The organism is Algoriphagus algorifonticola, from assembly GCF_007655305.1.
In the GTDB taxonomy this organism is placed as follows: domain Bacteria; phylum Bacteroidota; class Bacteroidia; order Cytophagales; family Cyclobacteriaceae; genus Algoriphagus; species Algoriphagus algorifonticola.
This window is the reverse complement of sequence record NZ_VLOG01000045.1, coordinates 31,563-50,015: the sequence shown is the minus strand read 5'-3', so window position 1 is coordinate 50,015 and position 18,453 is coordinate 31,563. Positions and strand designations below refer to the sequence as shown.

At 42.6% G+C, this 18,453-nt stretch carries 21 protein-coding genes and 1 pseudogene; 3 read left to right on the top strand and 19 right to left on the bottom strand.

Annotated features, from left to right (window positions below; genetic code table 11):
- Positions 1 to 2: 2 nt before the first annotated feature.
- The 15 genes from FL972_RS11530 to FL972_RS11455 all read right to left on the bottom strand — a co-directional run bounded on the left by FL972_RS11530 (position 3) and on the right by FL972_RS11455 (position 12,087).
- Positions 3 to 1,157, bottom strand: a complete 1,155-nt coding sequence (locus FL972_RS11530; protein WP_144605575.1) for a plasmid transfer protein — start codon at positions 1,155 to 1,157, stop codon at positions 3 to 5.
- Positions 1,154 to 1,936, bottom strand: a complete 783-nt coding sequence (locus FL972_RS11525; protein WP_144605573.1) for a hypothetical protein — start codon at positions 1,934 to 1,936, stop codon at positions 1,154 to 1,156. The genes FL972_RS11530 and FL972_RS11525 overlap by 4 nt, the downstream gene beginning before the upstream one ends.
- The gene (locus FL972_RS11520; protein WP_144605570.1) at positions 1,933 to 2,595 is read right to left on the bottom strand and encodes a hypothetical protein; all 663 of its coding nucleotides are present in this window, start codon (positions 2,593 to 2,595) and stop codon (positions 1,933 to 1,935) included. Before FL972_RS11520 ends, FL972_RS11525 begins: the two co-directional genes overlap by 4 nt.
- Positions 2,592 to 3,248 (bottom strand): hypothetical protein, encoded by a 657-nt coding sequence (locus FL972_RS11515; protein WP_250161342.1) that lies wholly within the window; start codon positions 3,246 to 3,248, stop codon positions 2,592 to 2,594. Before FL972_RS11515 ends, FL972_RS11520 begins: the two co-directional genes overlap by 4 nt.
- On the bottom strand, positions 3,245 to 3,907 hold the full coding sequence (locus FL972_RS11510) for a hypothetical protein (protein WP_250161341.1): 663 nt from the start codon (positions 3,905 to 3,907) through the stop codon (positions 3,245 to 3,247). Before FL972_RS11510 ends, FL972_RS11515 begins: the two co-directional genes overlap by 4 nt.
- Before the next feature lie 8 nt (positions 3,908 to 3,915).
- Entirely contained in the window at positions 3,916 to 6,408 is a 2,493-nt protein-coding gene (locus tag FL972_RS11505) for a TraG family conjugative transposon ATPase (RefSeq protein WP_144605568.1), read from the bottom strand.
- Positions 6,409 to 6,691: 283 nt separating this feature from the next.
- Complete coding sequence (locus FL972_RS11495; protein WP_250161340.1) at positions 6,692 to 7,006, bottom strand: DUF4134 domain-containing protein; 315 nt, start codon at positions 7,004 to 7,006, stop codon at positions 6,692 to 6,694.
- Between the two features lie 46 nt (positions 7,007 to 7,052).
- On the bottom strand, positions 7,053 to 7,382 hold the full coding sequence (locus FL972_RS11490; RefSeq protein WP_144605564.1) for a DUF4134 family protein: 330 nt from the start codon (positions 7,380 to 7,382) through the stop codon (positions 7,053 to 7,055).
- Positions 7,379 to 7,771 carry a hypothetical protein gene (locus tag FL972_RS11485; protein WP_144605562.1) on the bottom strand — a complete coding sequence of 131 codons (393 nt, stop codon included), beginning with the start codon at positions 7,769 to 7,771 and terminating at the stop codon, positions 7,379 to 7,381. The genes FL972_RS11490 and FL972_RS11485 overlap by 4 nt, the downstream gene beginning before the upstream one ends.
- A 2-nt stretch (positions 7,772 to 7,773) precedes the next feature.
- Positions 7,774 to 8,118 carry a hypothetical protein gene (locus FL972_RS11480; protein ID WP_144605560.1) on the bottom strand — a complete coding sequence of 115 codons (345 nt, stop codon included), beginning with the start codon at positions 8,116 to 8,118 and terminating at the stop codon, positions 7,774 to 7,776.
- The gene (locus tag FL972_RS11475; protein ID WP_250161339.1) at positions 8,097 to 8,774 is read right to left on the bottom strand and encodes a ParA family protein; all 678 of its coding nucleotides are present in this window, start codon (positions 8,772 to 8,774) and stop codon (positions 8,097 to 8,099) included. The genes FL972_RS11480 and FL972_RS11475 overlap by 22 nt, the downstream gene beginning before the upstream one ends.
- Positions 8,758 to 10,086: a relaxase/mobilization nuclease domain-containing protein gene (locus tag FL972_RS11470; protein ID WP_144605558.1), complete on the bottom strand. Its 1,329-nt coding sequence runs from the start codon at positions 10,084 to 10,086 to the stop codon at positions 8,758 to 8,760. The genes FL972_RS11475 and FL972_RS11470 overlap by 17 nt, the downstream gene beginning before the upstream one ends.
- Positions 10,083 to 10,448, bottom strand: coding sequence for a plasmid mobilization protein (locus tag FL972_RS11465; protein WP_144605556.1), 366 nt, complete (start codon positions 10,446 to 10,448; stop codon positions 10,083 to 10,085). The genes FL972_RS11470 and FL972_RS11465 overlap by 4 nt, the downstream gene beginning before the upstream one ends.
- Before the next feature lie 152 nt (positions 10,449 to 10,600).
- Positions 10,601 to 11,521: a helix-turn-helix domain-containing protein gene (locus tag FL972_RS19715; protein WP_144605554.1), complete on the bottom strand. Its 921-nt coding sequence runs from the start codon at positions 11,519 to 11,521 to the stop codon at positions 10,601 to 10,603.
- Complete coding sequence (locus FL972_RS11455) at positions 11,518 to 12,087, bottom strand: GNAT family N-acetyltransferase (protein ID WP_144605552.1); 570 nt, start codon at positions 12,085 to 12,087, stop codon at positions 11,518 to 11,520. Before FL972_RS11455 ends, FL972_RS19715 begins: the two co-directional genes overlap by 4 nt.
- A gap of 688 nt (positions 12,088 to 12,775) precedes the next feature.
- Between FL972_RS11455 and FL972_RS11450 the strand changes: the two genes are divergently transcribed.
- The 3 genes from FL972_RS11450 (at position 12,776) to FL972_RS11440 (ending at position 14,275) form a co-directional block, all read left to right on the top strand.
- Complete coding sequence (locus tag FL972_RS11450; protein ID WP_144605550.1) at positions 12,776 to 13,183, top strand: helix-turn-helix domain-containing protein; 408 nt, start codon at positions 12,776 to 12,778, stop codon at positions 13,181 to 13,183.
- 68 nt (positions 13,184 to 13,251) lie between these two features.
- Positions 13,252 to 13,998 carry a ParA family protein gene (locus FL972_RS11445; RefSeq protein ID WP_144605548.1) on the top strand — a complete coding sequence of 249 codons (747 nt, stop codon included), beginning with the start codon at positions 13,252 to 13,254 and terminating at the stop codon, positions 13,996 to 13,998.
- 7 nt (positions 13,999 to 14,005) lie between these two features.
- Complete coding sequence (locus FL972_RS11440; protein WP_014773269.1) at positions 14,006 to 14,275, top strand: hypothetical protein; 270 nt, start codon at positions 14,006 to 14,008, stop codon at positions 14,273 to 14,275.
- Between the two features lie 260 nt (positions 14,276 to 14,535).
- Here the strand turns inward: FL972_RS11440 and FL972_RS11435 are convergent.
- The 4 genes and pseudogenes from FL972_RS11435 to FL972_RS11420 form a co-directional block, all read right to left on the bottom strand.
- Positions 14,536 to 15,750, bottom strand: a pseudogene (locus FL972_RS11435) (IS256 family transposase).
- Between the two features lie 127 nt (positions 15,751 to 15,877).
- Complete coding sequence (locus FL972_RS11430; RefSeq protein ID WP_014773267.1) at positions 15,878 to 16,108, bottom strand: hypothetical protein; 231 nt, start codon at positions 16,106 to 16,108, stop codon at positions 15,878 to 15,880.
- A gap of 10 nt (positions 16,109 to 16,118) precedes the next feature.
- Positions 16,119 to 16,985 carry a patatin-like phospholipase family protein gene (locus FL972_RS11425; RefSeq protein ID WP_014773266.1) on the bottom strand — a complete coding sequence of 289 codons (867 nt, stop codon included), beginning with the start codon at positions 16,983 to 16,985 and terminating at the stop codon, positions 16,119 to 16,121.
- 86 nt (positions 16,986 to 17,071) lie between these two features.
- Positions 17,072 to 18,442, bottom strand: a complete 1,371-nt coding sequence (locus FL972_RS11420) for a TolC family protein (RefSeq protein WP_014773265.1) — start codon at positions 18,440 to 18,442, stop codon at positions 17,072 to 17,074.
- Between the last annotated feature and the right edge of the window lie 11 nt (positions 18,443 to 18,453).

The following is an 18,453-nucleotide window of genomic DNA, read 5'->3' as shown; positions in this document are numbered from 1 at the left end:
GGTTAGATTAGTTTAGCTCTTGAAATTGATTTTGAAGCAGAAGACCCCATCCTTCCGGCGGTGGTTGCTGCCGAGGAGATTCCTGAAGTGGAAATGATCCAAGTGGAAATGGAGGGCACGGTAGTAATGGCAATGGCACTGACAAAAAATGCAACTATCACCAGCCCGAAACTCAAAAAGCCATTGGATGCCAGCCAAGCCATTTTTTCAAGTCGATCCGCTCCGCCACCGGTTGAAAGCAGGTACTCGTACTTGTCAATTTCGACCTCCAAGGCGTATTGCTGGAGTCTTCCTGTGATGTAGAGAATCAAATAAGCCACTCCCACATAAAGGTTGACAGAAACAAACCTGGCTATCCAAGTCGTGAACGCATCCCGAAAAGCTGGAAGAATACTCACTACCACTGAAAAAGGTCCGAGTATCACCAAGACTGTCGAGTAGATGATCTGCAACATGAAAATGATATAGACACACACTCTCAGAATCCATATGGCCACCAATTCGATGATTTGGGTAGCGAGAAGCTGAAGGCTGGTTTGCATCCTGATTCGCATTTGGACAATAGGAGCTAGAATCTGATCGGAGAAAAATCCTTTCACCCCATCCACAATCACCGTCCCCAAATCCTTATCGGATTCCTGCGCCTGTTCCGATGCCATCTCCGTCACTGCCTGATATTCCACTAGCTGATCGGCCATCTCGATCATGTAGGCGGCGCGGTCAAGCCGCAACCCATTATTGATATCGTTTTGGGTCCCGAAAAGCGCTTCCGTTTTGGCTGCGATCAAATCGGTGGGAAAAGCGATGATCTGGCAGAAAATTGGCCACCACATCAGAAGAATCACCAAAGCAAATGGCCTCAGGAGGGGCATAATTTCAAGCTTCTTGTCCCCCGCCATCATTTCGTAGCATTTCAGACTGAAAAAAATCAGCATGAAAATACAGGCCAAGGTCTGAGCATCTCTCATGAAAGGATCTGAGTGTGCAAAGCCATAATCCCTCATTTCTTCAAAGAAGGTCATCACTCCTCTGTCATAAATGCTGTTTCCCTGCAAATAGCTTATGGTCTCCTTGTACTGGTCATGGTTGGCCGATTGTGCAAATCCGGAGATGGATACCCCAAGGAAAATTGATAGTCCTGTGATCAGCTTCTTCATTTTATCCCTTGGGTTTGATTAGCAATTTTCTTGGCTCTATCCTCCTCGCTTTTTGGATCTGAAAGGATGATCTCTCCGCTGATTTTTCGCTGGTTCAACTTTCGGAAGGCAAGCATATTGGAAGACATATCCAGCTTGTATTGCCACTTTTTAAGGACATCTCTCATTTCGAGCATGATTCTGTGATACATCAGAATCCGTTGCCCTCTTTCCATATCCAGGCTTTTGGCAAACTCATATCGTTCTGAAAGCGAAGCCATGTTGTTTAAATACCATTGATAAGCCCCGTGATCAGTCATGTACTGGATTACTTCTGCAGGAACGCCATGAAAAGCTGTGGCTTCAGGACTTTCCAATGGCTTCAACTCCCGCTTATAATAGAATTGGATTAGCGGATCTGCTGATGAAAAAGCGCCTGAAATACGGGCGATCTCAGCTCTTGCCAAGTTCTTGACCGTATCTGAGTGCTGCTTGTAGTAGTTCGATGAAATCTGCATGGCTGCTGCCAATCCCAGCCTTTGAGTCTGTTCACCCCTTGGAGATAAAGGCCTTCTGTCTAGATCAGGGTAATTGGGATGCAAGCCCCAGGTGATATACCAAATCGGATTCGTTGGGATTCCAAGGAATCTTTTGGGTTCGGGATAGAATTTATCTTCATCCCATTGCTTAAAGACCATTCGTTCCTGCTGAGCGAAAATCGCTCTATCATGGATGGGAATCTGTCCATAGCTGTGAATACAAACAGAAAAAAGTATCAAAATTGGGAGAGCTTGCTTCATCGGGTAAGGATTTTATGTTTGAGAATGATTTCATTGATCAATCCTAAATCACGATTGATATAGGTCTGGTAAGGATTGAGAGATCGGATTACCCCATTGGTCTTGGCCCAGTAGATGCTGTTCTTTGCAGCCAGTACCAAGGCAAGAATTACCTGTAATTCCTTTTGAACCGAATCAAGTAGCTCATCCCGGACATTGTAATTCATCAGGAGATTATCGCCTTCTTTGAGAATCAGGGAAGAAACTTCCGTGGCTAGATTGAGACTGCGTTTTTTCGCCTGAGCGGTGTATTCTTCCACAAAAAGAAAAAGGATGGGATTATCTCCTGCCAATTGGAAAGCCTCTGCGGAAATGGAGCTAATATCCAATACCGTCTCAGCGATCATCCTTACCTGAATTGCATCCTTGAACCCCTCATTGATTTGGGTCAGGGAATTGACAATCATGGTTTGAACCAGTGCTAGGCTGGATGAATTGAGAATGATATCATCGGTGTTTTGCCTGATGATATCCAAGGTTTGGTGATACCCTATTTCACTTGCATTTCGTACCGCAGCATTGGCATTGACTATCGAAAAATGCTCTCTGTCAAATACTACGGTCTGCCCATAGGATTCAAGAACCGCGAAACAGCTGAAAAGTAAAAGGAGATTCTTCATCGGGTTAGGGTTTTGGCGTTTTGAATAATTTCTTCTACCAAAGCCATTTCCGTTGCCACATACTGTAGGTAGGGATTGACTCCTTGCTTCCTTTCCAGATAGTGTTGAAGTGATTTGGAAACGGTATAGGAAAGTCCATTGATCTCCCTCAACTCATCCAAAATGTGTTGGAAAAGGATTCTTCTTTCGGAAACTTTCATCTGGTTGACCACTCCGATACTTGCCGATAGGCCAAAGAGGTAATTCAACAATGAATAGGATCTTTCGACGAAAACCTTTTCAGACTCTACCGCAAAAAGTACTAACTCCGGATTTTGGCTACAGTAGAAAACAATTTGCTGTTGGTTATCAATAATGGAGTTGACCAAGGGCTCAGCCGCAGAACCAATTCCAAAAGCATCAATAACAATCGAGAGTTTGGCGAATCGGTCTTGAACGGCCCGGTATTTCTCCTTTACCGACTTGACCAAATTGGTATTGACTTCCTCGTTGACCGCGTTCCTTCCTTGATTTTCCTTCGCCTGTTTTTGAAGGTTGTATTCAGACTTGGACTCCTCAACCAGCTGGTGGAGAAGAGCCACATTGGTTTGGGCAAAACTCACCTCAAGGGTTGCAATCAAAATGAAGGAAAAAAGCCAAAAAGATTTCATCATTGCAGGGTTTTGGCTTTTCTGGCTATATCCTGCGCAAGCTGGATATCCACGTTGATGTAACCTTGGAAAGGATTTAATGCTCTTACAAATCCTTTCATCTGAGCGAAATACATGGCTCGATACATTCCATAAGAGTAGGATCGCAGGATGACCATTTCAGTCAAAATCTGATTGATCAACTTGGACCGCTCACCTGCATTCATGAGGTTGTTTTCTCCTCCCTTCAACACAAAAGAACTGACCTCCAAACCCAAGGAAGTTGCCCTTTGCTGAAATAGGGTAGCATTCCGCTCGGCAAACAGGAGTAAAGCGGGATTCTCCCCTGCCAAGTCCATCACCTGACTGAGGTCACTGGAAATCCCGGTGGCAATTCGTGCGATTTCCTGAACGTTGGAAAGATTGGTTAATATCGAACTGACCTCAGAAAGTCCCTTGTAGATTTTGTCCTGCATCGTATTGACAATGGTCAGGTTTCCTGTAATCGCGAGCTGTCCCCGCTCAATCAAAGTCAATCGTTCATTGGTGGCATTCAGCTGGGAATTGATCACCGCAGAATGTGCCGCCGTTGCTCCTGCTACCGCAGGATCCACATAGACAGTCTGCCCAAAAGCAGATCCCGAGAGGATCAGAAATGCGAGTAGGTTCAATGTTTTCATCATGGTCTTGGTTAAAAAGTTGCAGTTAGTGTTTCTCTTGTCGGAGCCCCTTGCTTGTTGACTTCACTGAAAAACTCATGTAGGGTTAGCTCAGAAGCTTTGAAATCTTCGACAAAAGCGTCCAATCCCATTTGGTATCCTCCAAAAGCTTGGATATAGATTTCGATGGCTGATTTTTCGGGCTTTTCCGTGGTATAGGTCAGGTATTGGTACAAGGATACTTCCACCCCATATACCTCACCGGCAGATCCTCTTCGGATATAGACTTCCTTGAATCTTCCTCGGCCCTCATGATTATCCAGCTGATTAATCGTAAAAATCTTCTTCCTTTCATTTTCATTGATGGAAAGCAGAGAGGCGATTTGGGAATAATTGTCTTTGAACTTGGTTTGATCCAAAAGACAGATGGTATCCGAATTATTGATAATGCTGTCTTTGACCACCGCATTTCCAATAATATCTCCCAGCTCTTGGGTTACCACAATGGCTTCCCCCCAGAATTTTCGGACTGTTTTATAGAGATATAAAATATAGCTTGCCATGAGCGGGGAGGCGATGGCCTTCCAAGCCTCTTCGATGATGAGTGCTTTCCGGTATTTGGTTCGGAACCTCATTTTTTGGATGAAAACATCCATGATTATGAGTGTTACAATCGGGAAAAGCACCTTGTGCTCCTTGATGCTATCAATCTCGAAAACCACAAATGATTCGGTAAACAAGGACTGGTCAACTTCCTCATTGAGCAGGTTTTCAAACTCACCTCCTTTGTAAAACTTCTTCAGCACAAAGCGGAACTCTTCAAGTTCAAATCCGATGCTTTCACGCTCTTTGATTTCGGGGATTTTCTCCAAAGCGAATTCATAAAAGCTGTTGAAGCAGAGTCGGTCGATTTTACTATCTCCCGAGAAAAAGGAAGAATAGTAGGCCGAAATGGTACTGGAAATAACATCTGCTTCGACCTGAGAGACTGTTCCTTCCGCTGTCTTCCACAAAAGGGAAATCAGAGTCAGGAGATAGTCTTTCTTCTCGATGTTGTACTCTTCTTCAGTAATGGAAAAAGGGTTGGTGGTTATAGGCTTTTCCTCGGTGTAAGTGATGTATTTCCCTTGGTAGTATTGGCAAAGTCCAGAATACGAGTGGCCGGTATCGACAATGACCACATCCATGAGCCATTTAGGATTGGTTCGCTTATTCCACATGCAATACTGCTCGATCAGTGCATTCATAAAGAATGATTTCCCCGAACCGGAGGGACCCAATACAAACTTGTTTCTATTGTTGATCCGATTGGTTTGCATCGGCAAATCAGCCGGATCAATCTTCAAAGGGATTCCTTGCCTGTCCGTAAATCGGATCTGGAATCCGCTTATCTCATCCTTATTCAGTGACTCTTTTAAGAGAAAACAAAGGGCAGCATCCGAGGTCGTCAGAAAGAAATCATAAACTTTCAACTCAGCAGTATTGCACGGAAGCAGTGTCCTGAAAAGCTCCAGTTGGTTATAGGAATTTTTGTTGGCAACAATACCCTGTTGGAAAAGGGAGGACTCTACATAATTACTTGCTCCTTGGATATGCTCCTTCTTAGCGGAAACAACCACATTGAAATGACAATTGACCAAAAGCTGATTGTGTCTGGCCACGTCTTCCAATAACCTGTCGATATCTTCCACACAGATATTATTGGCTGGATCAGGTATCCCAGAATGGCGCTTTCGCTTCAATTCCAGCTTGTTCAGCGTTGCTTTCTGCTCAATGATTTCAATGACCTGGTTATAAACTATCGTCTGGAAATTAGGGACATCGAAGAGGAAGGCCATATTATCCACCGGAAACCCTTTTAGGTTATCCTTGTCGTTACGCTCCAAATGGGTGGTTACTTTTTCCGGAAGTTCTACTTTGTCGGTATCCACCAAGGTGATCGACCGAAACGCTCTTTCTCCGCTTTCCACCTGGCTTTCTTCGGCAAGCAGGTTGTCCAGCACAATCTTTTCCTCATGGAAATTCATGCTGAGAATCCGTTTTACATATCGGTCAGTCTCAATTTTTGAGAGTGCTTCTGCCTTGATTCCCGCGCGTTCAAAAAGATCGGTTACCTTACCCAATGTCTGGATAAAATCCATGACTGACTTTTGACTGTATCTGCCTTTTGCCCGTTTGGTAATCACCAAAAATGTCTTTAGCGAAGTGTATTGCCTCCCCTGGAAATGGTCATCATACTTTCGCTGTAGGTATTCTGTTGAGAATGTTTCGCTGTAAGCCTTTCTTGAAAAAATGTCCTGCTTTTGGATCAAATGCCCTTCACCCAATATTTTGATCAGGTTGGTGTATAGCTGGTGAAAGGAATCGTATTTGGAAGAATCCGCTGAATACTGCAAGACTAGATTGTCCAACCCAAGGATGATTCCAAAGTCACCCTTCAGATTGAATAGACAATGAAAACCATGGATCTGATCTTCAATCCCCAGATAGGGAAGCTTAAATTCATTCCTTTTTTTCCCAAACATGATTACTTCGATTTTAAGGATGTAGCGATCTGAAATACCCCTTTGTACCTTGTTTTGCTATGCAGGCCTTTTTTCTGCTGCTGAGAGGTGATGAAAAGTCCGGTTGTCATGACAATTAGAGTAATTACCCCGCCTAAAACCATACTGGTTAAGCTTCCGATTAATCCTCCCGAGACGACCGCGATAACTAAGGAAGCGACTCCCCATCCGATGAATTTTCCCTGAAAACCCCGATATATAAGAGGCTTTTGAAGCCCCTTATATATCGGAAATTGCTTAGCCATCAGACACCGAAAAACGCTTTGATGATCACACTGACCAAGACTAAAAACAGGCAGGAACCACCCCATCCCATCAATTCTTTATTGATGTCCTGATCACCGGAATTCCATTTGATGTAAACCCGTACCCCTCCGATCAGCCCGACTACCGCTCCAATTACCAGACATAGGCTGGCCACGGGATCCACATAGGCGAGTAGAGAAGATTCGGCAGCGGTGATCCCTTGAACACCTTGAGCATTGGTTGTTGTGGTTGCAAGCATCGCAAACAAGGCGCTTGCGATCATTTTTTTGGTTTTGTTGAACATGGTTTTCATAGTTTATTGAGAAAATATTGATTTTGATTTTGCTTTAATAGGTGTGTCAAGTCAGTGGAACAGCATATAATCCGCTGAGAAAAAAGCCCATGGTGGCCAGGAATAGACAGGCTCCAAACCAACTGATGACCTGAACATCCACCTGATGCCTTCCCATTTGCCAGTTGTTGTAAACCCGAAGACCTCCAAGTAATCCCGAGACTGCGCCAACCACAAATGAGAGTCGGGAAAGAGCCACATAGAAACTCTTCATATCGGTCTCCACCTCCTGAAATTTTGAGACTCCTGGAGGGGATTGGCCATAAGTCTCTGATCCCGACATATGGAAAAAGAAGGAGATAAGACCAAGGAGAATAAATCGACGAAGGGCTTTCATGAGAACACGACTTTCTTTTTCATTTCAATACTGCCTTCCTTGGCCAGGACAAAGAGGGAATTGAGCGTAGTCACTCCTCCTGTAGATTTGACCGGGCTGGGATCGTTGATTTCAAATTCGATTTCCTCTGAATCCTCCTCGTTGTTGACCCATACTTCTGTCGAGGAAGCCGATTCTGTTTTGGACTTTATAGGTTCAAGCACCGGGTCATTATCCTCAATCACGGTTGGGTTTTCGTCAAACTCATTGAGGTCCGTCTGGAAGGTGTAGGCATTCCCTGCCGACACTTCTGAAAGTTGTGGTTTGCGCATAACATCGATGACGACATTTACTGCATAGTACACCACATAGAAAAGGGATAGGTATAGAAAGAAGTCTGTCCAGCTCATGGTTATAGTTTTTGTATGGATTGTTTGATTTCGTTGACCAGTTCCGGATTGTTTTCCAGAAAGTCCCAGCATAGGAAATTCACAAAAGAGGTCACGTCCACTCCAAAAGTGGGACTGAGTAGTTTCAGGACTTCTTCTGTTCGAGTGTCCATCCGAATCAGCCTTTTAGAATCTCCCGTTACTTCAAAATCCTTTATGGCATTTATCAGCTTATTGATTCCACGACTTCTGGTTTTGGCAATCACTTTTCTTTTGGACTTTACTGAAGGCTTCACCTCAATTTCTGGCAATACCAAATCTGCCCTTACCCCTTGGACAAGTTTGCTTATGTAGTCTCCGTTTGCCATGGCTGATCTGCTTCTATGTGGTCATCAAATAATTTGTTGAAAATGGGATCCAGGATAGGCACGAGCGATTCGGGAGTGTAAGTGGTAGTCAGTCTTTGGAAGTCTATCCGATCCGATACCGGGGAGGTCAACTCACCAAATTGTCCAAGTGCCTGGTTGACGCTCTCCAAGGTTTCGTACTTGACCGAGGTTTTGACTCTGTTGGGGATCAGGATGATCCGGCTTTCAGGATTCACCTTTTTGACCACGTAGCAAAACTCAAAGGTGCTGGTGACGCTGTACTCGTCATAGCAAAATGGGCAGATGATCAATTCAGACTCCTTAAGTACCGGTACCAGATTATCGTCATCCATTCTACCGGCAAGGTCAATGACGGTGAGAATTTTGGGATCTTGGGCAGCTCGCTTCTTAATGGATTTGAATCCGGGAATATTCGAAAGCTCGACTTCATACAACTTCTCATTTTCCAAGAGGTCCGAATTGAGGTACTTGTTGTAAAGCGACTGCTGAAAGTCCATATCAAAGACTTTCACCTTTCTTTTCCTTTTCTGGACGGCAAAATTTGAAAACAGCACCGCTAGGGTACTTTTTCCCACTCCGCCTTTTTGGTTTGCAAATAGAATGATCATGGCCTTCTCTTTATCTGGTGATTTCATTTTCTCCCTTTCGCTTTTTGCTTCTTTTCCTGCCGTGCACTGCTTCATCATCGATGTCATTAGCGATGTTGAGCACAGGGGCCAAGTCAAAAATCCCTTGGCTCTGTCCCTCCCCATTGGCTTCTCTTTCTTGGAAATATTGCCGTAATGCCAATTGCTGCTCGGTGGAAAGAATGTCGCTGGCCGCGATATCTCCTTGGACTGTTCTCAGGAAAGAATTCCCATCCCGATTCTCCAGCTTCAAAGCGTGGTGCTCCAAGCCTTGCCGAACGGTCGAAAAATCATTGAGGGCAGATTGCAGCTTTACTTTTGCCTCGATCAAATCGAGAGGCTGATCCTTAGCTGACTTCTGGGATTGATAGGATTTACATTCACCTTCCTTCTCAAAAAATCGCTGAATCGGAAATACCTCACTTCCCTTAAAAATGATCTTGTTTGCATGATCAATCAGGGAATATCCATAGGGCCTTTTTCCATCTTTGCCATGGAACACGAGCTGTAGCCCAAATTTGTCCCGGATAAAATCACAGAGATCTGAGCGATACCCGGTTTGGTTTCCTTTTTTGCCGCCAGGTTTAGGTTCAAAAAGACAAGTGGGAAGGGTTTGGTAAACCTTGGAATACCGATCCAAAATCGCCTTCAGCTGATTGGCGCGATCCTTATCTAATTGATAGGACTGGATCTTTTGGTTGAACTCTGAAGCAGGAATATGGCCTTGTACTGAACCATACTTGATCAATTCAATTTGCTCGCCCTTTTCCCGCACTTTGAATCCCAAATTTTCCAGGAACAGGAATCCTTGGGCTTTGGTACTGAAGCGAAACTCCATCAAGTTATCCGCAGCCTTCACTGCTTCATGCTTGGGATTGAGTCTCATGATCTCGTTGATTGCTTCTTGTGCCCTCAGCTTTTCAAATGAATCACTGATCTTTTTGCCTTCTCTGTCGATCCTCGATGACACAATATGGACGTGGTTATTGGCGGTGTCCTTGTGAAAAACGATCAAAAAGGGATTGTCTCCATAGCCCATTTTATCAATCCACTCATGGGTAATATCCGTCAGCTCTTCTTTGGAATACTCCCTTCCCTTGCAGCTGATCATGGCATGAAACTGCTTATCCTTGACCAGTGTATTTCTGTTCGAATGCGCTATCAGGTAATTTCTCACCTCATTCGGACCTACACCTTTGGTGTCTTGCAAATACCCAAAATTTCGGAGCCTGGTTAGCTCTCCCTTTTCATTTTGGGTTTTGTTCGTGTTGTAAGTCACCCCATTGAATGAACTGGCGCTGGAAAGGATTTTAACTCTCATTTGATTGCCTGGTAGATTTGCTTCAAAAACTTGTTCATGAAATCCCGATGCTCAAGATGCTTGGCCATTTGGATTGTGTGACTCTTGAAAATCTCCGGGGAAATTTTGTCTCGATAGGTATTTGCATGCTTGGCCAGCTGGTTGATATTATTGTTCACCCTGGCCTGTTCAGCAACCACCTTATCGATTGCATTTAGGATTCCCTTGGTGTCAATGATCTTGATCGTGTCAGCGCTAAGCTTCATTCTGATCAAGTGACTCAGGGACACTCCAAGGGATCTACTTTCCTCCTTCAATCGGGCAAAAACATCCGGCTTTAACCGGACCGATACCCAAGAGAGATTTTCTCTTTTCTCCATCATGGCTACATGTTGATGGGGGTAAAGGATTGGATTCCTCAGGCAAAAAAAAATACCTAAAACTGCGTAAATGCGATAAATAGGCATATCTGCGTATATAGAAATCCCTATACGCAGATATACTTAGTCAACGGGTAAAGCCTAGAAAATCAGGATTATGAGTAGGAATTCAGGGCGTTGATCAGCTCAACTCGGTTTTTGCTGTCAGCTTTTTTAAAAATCGCCTGAAGGTGTTTGTTGACTGTTCTTTCTGAAATAAAAAGTACCTGGGCTATTTCTTTGCTGGTAAGGCCTTGGGCAACCTTCTCAGCCACTTCGCACTCTCTCTTGGTCAAACCAAATTCAGCGCATCTTTGCCCAAAAAATTCACTGGGATCAACCGGTAGTCTCAGGTCGGAATCATTGAGTTTTGCGAAGACCTTTCTGTTTTCGAAGATCATCTTTCGGATAAACAAAAAGGTAATAATGATGAAGCCAACATTTGTGCAAATCACTTCCACGAATTGGGTAGCATCGACATAGCTAAAAACCGGAAGCAATACCCAGGGCACCGCTGCAGAGTAAGTCAAAATTGCTTCGAGTGAATTTTGAGAACCTTCAAATTTCTTTCTTATACTGAGAAAAATGATCACGATCAGATAGATCGCATAAACCAAGGGGATCGCCAATCCATACCAAATGGTGGCCGGAAGGTCATCCAATAATGGAAGGCCGATACAGAAGAAAAGCAGAAATGGCGCTATCAAGAATATCCAGACTCCAACCCTGGCATTCCACCTCAAATCATCCAGCTCGAAAACCCGATAAAAATAATAGGGGAAATAGGCTCCCATCACAAACCCAGTCCCATAAGCCAGATTGATCTGCAAATTGATATCAATCGGAAGCTCAGGATCAGGAAACAAGCCTCCGGCGATATTGTAAATGATCAAGAGACCCAGGAGAATCAAGTAGTATTGACGATTCTTTTCAGCGGGATTTTGCAGATACAAAACCAACTGAGAAACAAAAAACAGCACCTCACAAACGACAAATATGAATGTCGCCAAGTGCATGTCAGTTCCAAACACTGTCATAGCAAATCCTTTCTGTAGAAGTAAAATGGGAAGCCAAATTGAGCGGATGATGCATACACTGAGAACCCGAAATTCTCATACCATTTAAAATTACGTTCCGTGGAAGTCTCCAAGCAAACAGGGAGCTTCTTGTCTTCAGCCATGTCAAGAACTGACTTGAGCAGCTTGGAACCCTCTCCTTTACCTTGGTTTTCCGGCTCTACACCGATAAACCAAACATAGAGAAATGGCTCTTTGGGCTGGACTGCTTCTATGCTGGATTCCCGTTTGAGGACCTTTGAAATTCTTGAAATTCCGATTCCCTGAAGCGCAAGTTTCAGATCCCAAACCCAAAGATTGAAAGGCTTTCGCTTTCGGTCAGAATACTTGATCAAGACACAAGATTTTCCGCTTTCGGATATATACACCTCTCCGTTTTCCAGACAGTTTGCCAAACTGTATTCCATCAGAATTCTCCTGGAAGCGGCCGATTTCCCGACTACAAAATCCACGGATTTATTGCCTTCAAAAGAATTTACTAAGATGTTAATGATTTTTTCTCGATCCTGTTCAATGAATTTTCTCATGGTTCAGTCATTTTAAATTTTACCGAGTTGCGAGGTTAAATCCCTCCATTTTGGATGATTCTGAGGAGAATCATCGGAATGGCAAGTGCGTGTTTGTGAAAAAAATTCGGCAGAATTTGTGTCACAAATACACAACTTGCAAGGAACACGCAAAAGGTTCTTCAACACATTTTTTCATTTTCACATGCTGAAAAAGCAAGATCAATTCTTCGACATCCCTCAAGGCCATCGATTCCCCACTACCGGAAAAAGGTGCCAAAATTTTTGGCTTTAGATAAAATGTGGCTCATTAATTAAACCAGAAGTAATCCTCACATCAATAGAACAAGGATATCAATATAATCCCTATATCGGTATTGTCCTATATATAGCTATACAGATATGTAGATATATAGAAAACCAATAATCACATTTCAAAATACATTTGTAAGTATATATTTGTAATAAGTGATCTGCATGAAATCGGCAAAAGGGAAAAAGGATTCTATCCAATTTCAAGATAGTTTTTGCTTGTGGTTGGCCCTGTGTTTAAGAAATCAAAGAATGAAGAAGTCTTGTAGATTATCCCAATTGAGCAATCCGAAAAGACCAATGGATAATTCCTTTTGAATATGTCCAAATATAAAAATATATGGTTTTGCTATATTATTGAAAAAATTAATCGTTTTAAAATCAGAATCATTCAGAAATGACTGAAAATCAACGCCTAAAAATCATCAGGAAATTCTTAAAGGAAACCCAAGAAGATTTCGGGCCTTCGTTGGGATTGACTCAGGCAGGATACTCTGACATAGAACGAGGCAAGAACAGCGTGTCGGGGAGAATAAAGATCCTTCTCAAAAGGGAACACAACATAAATTTGAGATGGCTAGAGACAGGAGAAGGTAAAATGTTTACTGCTACCATCGAGGATCGTGAAATGGATTCAGACAAACTGGGCAGCGAGCAGCACTTCTTTGAGCGGCTCCAATCCGAAATTGAGAGACTTCAAAATGAGGTAAAACGACTCTCTGCTGAAAATAACTCATACTGCGAATTGGTAAGATCAAAGAACCTGATCATCGAGAACTTGGAGTCCAGAATCAATCAAAAGTAAATACATTTTTATATAAATACTTTTTTATGGAAACACATTTTCATATCTTTAGTTAAACCAACTGAGCTATGAAGACTATCTCCATTATGAATCACAAGGGAGGAACGGGCAAAACCACCTCCTCTATCAACATCGGTGCTGGGCTTGCCAAAAAAGGTCTCAAAGTATTGTTATTGGATATCGATTCCCAAGCAAACCTGACTGAGGGACTGGGAAAAGGTGATCCTGAATTATCTGTTTATGATTCCATTCGGGAGAATAAAAAGTTACCGATCCTTAATGTCTCCGAAAACCTGGACTTGGTTCCCTCCTCCATCGATCTGTTGGGAGCTGAAATGGAGATTGTATCCAAAATTGGAAGAGAGCAAATCCTCCATAAACTCCTAAAGCCTATCCGCTCAGAATACGACTACATCATCATTGACTGCCCTCCTTCGGTTGGGTTATTGACCGTCAATGCCATGGTAGCGAGTGACACCATTTTGCTACCATTACAAGGAGAGTACTTTGCTTACAAAGGAGTGGACCGGCTTTTGGGCATAGTGAAAGAAGTCCGGGACAACCTAAACGATAAATTGGAAATCGGTGGAGTGTTTATTACCCAAATCAACCCAAACCGAATCCTGACCAAAACCATTGTGGAGAAACTCACCGAGGATCTCCAGGATAAAGTGTTCGACACCAAAATCCGAATCAACGTAGCATTGGCCGAAGCACAGCTGCAGGGACAAAGCATATTTGACTATGCACCAGACTCGAACGGAGCTAAGGATTATGAACTGCTGGTCGATGAAATTTTAAGCAAGTTAAACTGATAAAAATATGGCGAAGAAACTGAACGATCCTAGCAAGGGAAACAAAAACCTTGGCGCAAAACAAAGAGGTCTCGGAATGCTGATCAACCCTGAATCTGAGATACAACAAAAAGAAAAATCATCAAGCAAAGAGTTTGACACAGAAGATGTGAAAATCTACTCACTCCGGATTCCAACTGATATGTTCGATAAGTTAAAATATGAGATAGGTAGGGAAACCAAGGCTTCAATGAGAGATATGATTCTGACGGCGGTTGCTAAGCATTATGGGATTTAGGAAAAGGTTACTCCTTTTTGCACAATTAAAGCCACCTGAAAGGATGGCTTTGTTTCTTATGAAAGACTTTACGTTTTGCTTGATTTTAATACGGTTTTTTGAACAAAGACACGCACATGTAAAAAATTAATTTGTAGAAAAAGGCTAATCAAGCACTTCAGCCCTAATTACGTTTATACAATGTGGGAGGGGAGTGTTAGCCGAACTCTGTCCTTCCCTTCTCTTGGGGTAACCCAAGAGAAGGGAACTAAATAATTATTTTATTCCGCGTCCAAAACTAACCTCCCCTCAAATCTAATGGCAAACTGTTGGACTGTCAACCCCCAGTTATGGATAGGGGCCGTCCATTTCCGTTCGATCCTCTTTGCAGCAAGATACACCAGTTTCAGCAGTGCCATATCACTTGTGAAAGCCCCTTTTATTTTGGTGACTTTCCTAACCTGCCGGTGATAGCCTTCAACCGCGTTGGTGGTATAAATGATCTTTCTGTTGGGTTTGGTATAGGCAAAATAGGCACTAAGACGTTCCCAGTTGCTGTTCCATGAACGGACCACCACAGGGTATTTCTTCCCCCACTTTTCTTCCAGGTCCAACAGGGCAGACTCTGCCCCGTCTTTGGTATCTGCCCCATAGATAAGTTTCAGGTCAGCGGCAAGCTCCTTCTGCTCCTTACTAGCTACATACTTCAGGCTGTTGCGGATCTGGTGGACGATACAGAGCTGTACCTCAGCCTTAGGGAAAATAGAATGGATTGCTTCAGGGAATCCCGTCAGGTTATCTGTACAGGCGATCAGGATATCCTTTACCCCACGGTGCTGCAGGTCACTTAGGACCTGGAGCCAGAAGTTGGCCCCCTCACTTTCAGAAAGAAACATGCCCAACAGCTCTTTCTTCCCTTATTTGTTGATACCCAAAACATTGTACAGGGCCTTATGCCTCACCTTACCATCTTCCCGCACCTTGAAGTGCATCGCATCAAGCCATACGATACAATATACATCCTCTAAAGGACGGCTCTGCCATTCTTTCACCTTTGGGACCACCCGGTCTGTAATCCCGCTGATCACTTCGGTGGAGACCTCTGTATATACATCTCCCGGATATGGGCTGATATATCCCACATACTGCCTCCCATGCCATACAGGGCGGATCTGGTCTTCCAGACTGTCGGCTAATATGCGCTGCCTTTTTTTCACTATTTTAGGCTCAAAGCCACTTTTTCGGTCCTGTGGGGTCTCGATCGTTACTTCTCCCAGGTTACTCTTGACAATCTTGTTGCCCGTGCCGTTTCGCTTGTTGCCCGATGACCAACCATTTTCTTCATCCCGAAGATGCTCTTCCATCTCTGCGTGGAGCGCCTCTTCCAAAAACTCTTTGAGTATCGGCGCTAAGGCTCCGTCCTTTCGGAACAGGTTGTCACCTGATAAAAACTGTTTTAATACTTTTTTCTTGAATGCTGATTCTTGTTCTTTCATACTGCTCTATCTTAAAATTCAAAGCTTTAGACAGAGTTAAGATTACACACTCGATCGATAGAAATTCCATTATCGGATTTTCATACATTTTGTATTTCTTTTGTGCACTCATGTCAATGTGTTTTAATTATTTAATCAATTTTTCTATAATATAAGCTGGAACCTGGGCTGAATACGCATCTTCATCATTAAGTTGATTTTTGGTAACAAGTTCCAACTCGAAGATTAGCCCTAATACAAAAACCTTATCCATTTTTAGCTCTTGATAGAAGTTGTCATATTTTCTTTTTCCCAATAAATTGATCCCATAGAGATGAAAAACATGAATAATTTTACGGAGTTTAGAATAGCTTCCCATCTCTTAATAATTATAATATTCTATACTTTGTTATTTGTTCACTGGCAACCATTTCCCCTATTTTTATCAGTTCATCTGCTTTATGAAAGTCGAAGGTATTGGCCGAATCATTAGGGATATTGATTAAGATATCCGGTTTGTACCTTTCAATATGCTGCCTGGCAATTTTATGTATCATAGCAGCAGTGGTTGTGGTTAACATAGAATAATAACCTAAACTTCCTTTATCTCCTGATGAAACCAGTTTGGCCATATTTTTCATGAGGCCATTAAGCTGGTTATCGTTCGAATTGTTATTTGGCAAAACATTTTTGTTTAATTCATTTTTTTTATCTCCGTATAGATTTACCACAACAAGAATGTAATCCTGTTTACGTTCTACATACTCAATGGGAACCGGATTTAACACCCCCCCGTCTACCAGCAATAAGTTCTTATACATAACCGGTATAAAAACGGTTGGAATTGCTACCGATGCCCGAATGGCCTCATAAAAACTACCCGATTTAAAAATCATTTCGCGTTCGTTCAGCAGATCAGTAGCTACAGCCGCAAAAGGAATACGCATCTCCTCAATGTTCATGTCGGGGATAATTGTTTTCATTTTGTCAAATACTTTATCCCCTTTCAGTAACCCGGAGGTTGACAAAGCAAAATCCAAAAGTCCCCAGATTACCTGTCGGTTTATTGTTTTTACCCAATCGGTGTATTCGGGTAATTTACCCATCGCGTGGAGTCCGCCAATAACAGCGCCTATAGAAGATCCCGAAATAGAGGATATTTCAAACCCTTGTTTCTCCAATTCATTAATAGCACCAATATGAGCCAGCCCTCTTGAGCCGCCACTTGATAATACTAATGATACTTTCCTTTTCATCTTTTAAAATTCATTCATTAATTTCTATTCTATCATTTAATCCAGATGGTTAGCCATTTCTACTTTTGAGTACAAATAGCATTGCTTTAACGCATGTTCTTAACCTCTCTACTGGTACCGGTAACTTGTAAATAGGTTGATATTGCCAGTTGATATTGAGTTTTGGCTTCAATCAATTTATCAGCAGTTTCTGTTTGCAGTGCTTGTGCTTCCAGTAAGTCCGAAAGGGTGACAACACCACTGTTATAACTGGTCTGCATTACTTTCAGATTCTCATCGGTTTGCTTTACAGTTTCTTCCATCATTATAATTTGACGATAAGATTCGTTTACATCAGTCCAGGCTTTTTCCATCTGAAGCTTTAATAAACCTTTGGTATCATTGAAAGTGTTCTCGGCAATTTGTTCCTTGATTTTATGTTCCTTGATGGCGTGCGAGCCTCCCCACCAATCGGAAATGGGTATAGACACTGTGCCATAAACCAAACCATTGGTAGTAGTATTAGTTCCTTCGTAATAGCTGTTGAAGGAATAACCAGCAGCACCTACAGCTAACTGAGGCATATAATCGCCCCTTTTCATTTTAGTTTGTAACTGCTCTGCTTTTACCGATTGCTGCAACAACTGATATTCTGCCCGGTTTGGTAATGCAGCTTCGATATCGGTGTAATAAGTGTTTGGCAATTGTATGTTTTGCAAATCTTCCTGCAATACCAGCGCTGAGTCATACACTATACCGATGGTTTGACAGAACTGCCTAATCGCTAACTGCTTGCCGCTTTGCAGTTTGCTTTTATTGGTTCTAAGTTCACTTTGCTTTATCTGTACTTTCAACGCATCGTTTTTAATAATTAACCCTGATTTGAAGGCATCCTTTACTTGCTTGCTTACATCGTTTAACAACGCTTCATATTGTGCGATGGTCTTTTCTTTTTCCTGAAGCACTACAATCTGCCAGTATTGTTGTTCTGTTTTTAATAGCGTTTCATTTAAACTTAATTGTTGTTGCTTCTCTTTTACGTCAACTCCCAATTGGGCGAGTTTATTTCCGTTGCTGATTTTTCCACCAACAAAAATGGGTTGGGTTATATTGAGTAATCCAACCGTTGCTCTATCTAAAAGCTGGAGGTTTAAACCTGGAAAATAAGCAAACTCTGTTGCCGTTGCGAGGTTAGCCGGATTGCCGTCATATACCGGCAAATTTCCTCCCGGCATATTGAATTTAATGATGGGGTCCATCGCACGCATAGCAAATGCTGTTGCACTTACTTTAGGAAAGTAGTTGGTAAAAGCATTTTTCTTTACCTCCTGAGCCATCTCCATTTCCAATGCACTGTTTTTAATGTGTACATTATTTTTAATCGCCAAGTCTTTACTTTCTTGTAGGCTCAGCGTTGTCTGGCTGTATCCTTCTGTTATGAGAAATAAAGTGGCAGCTATGATAATTATCTTTTTCATTCTAAAGAATT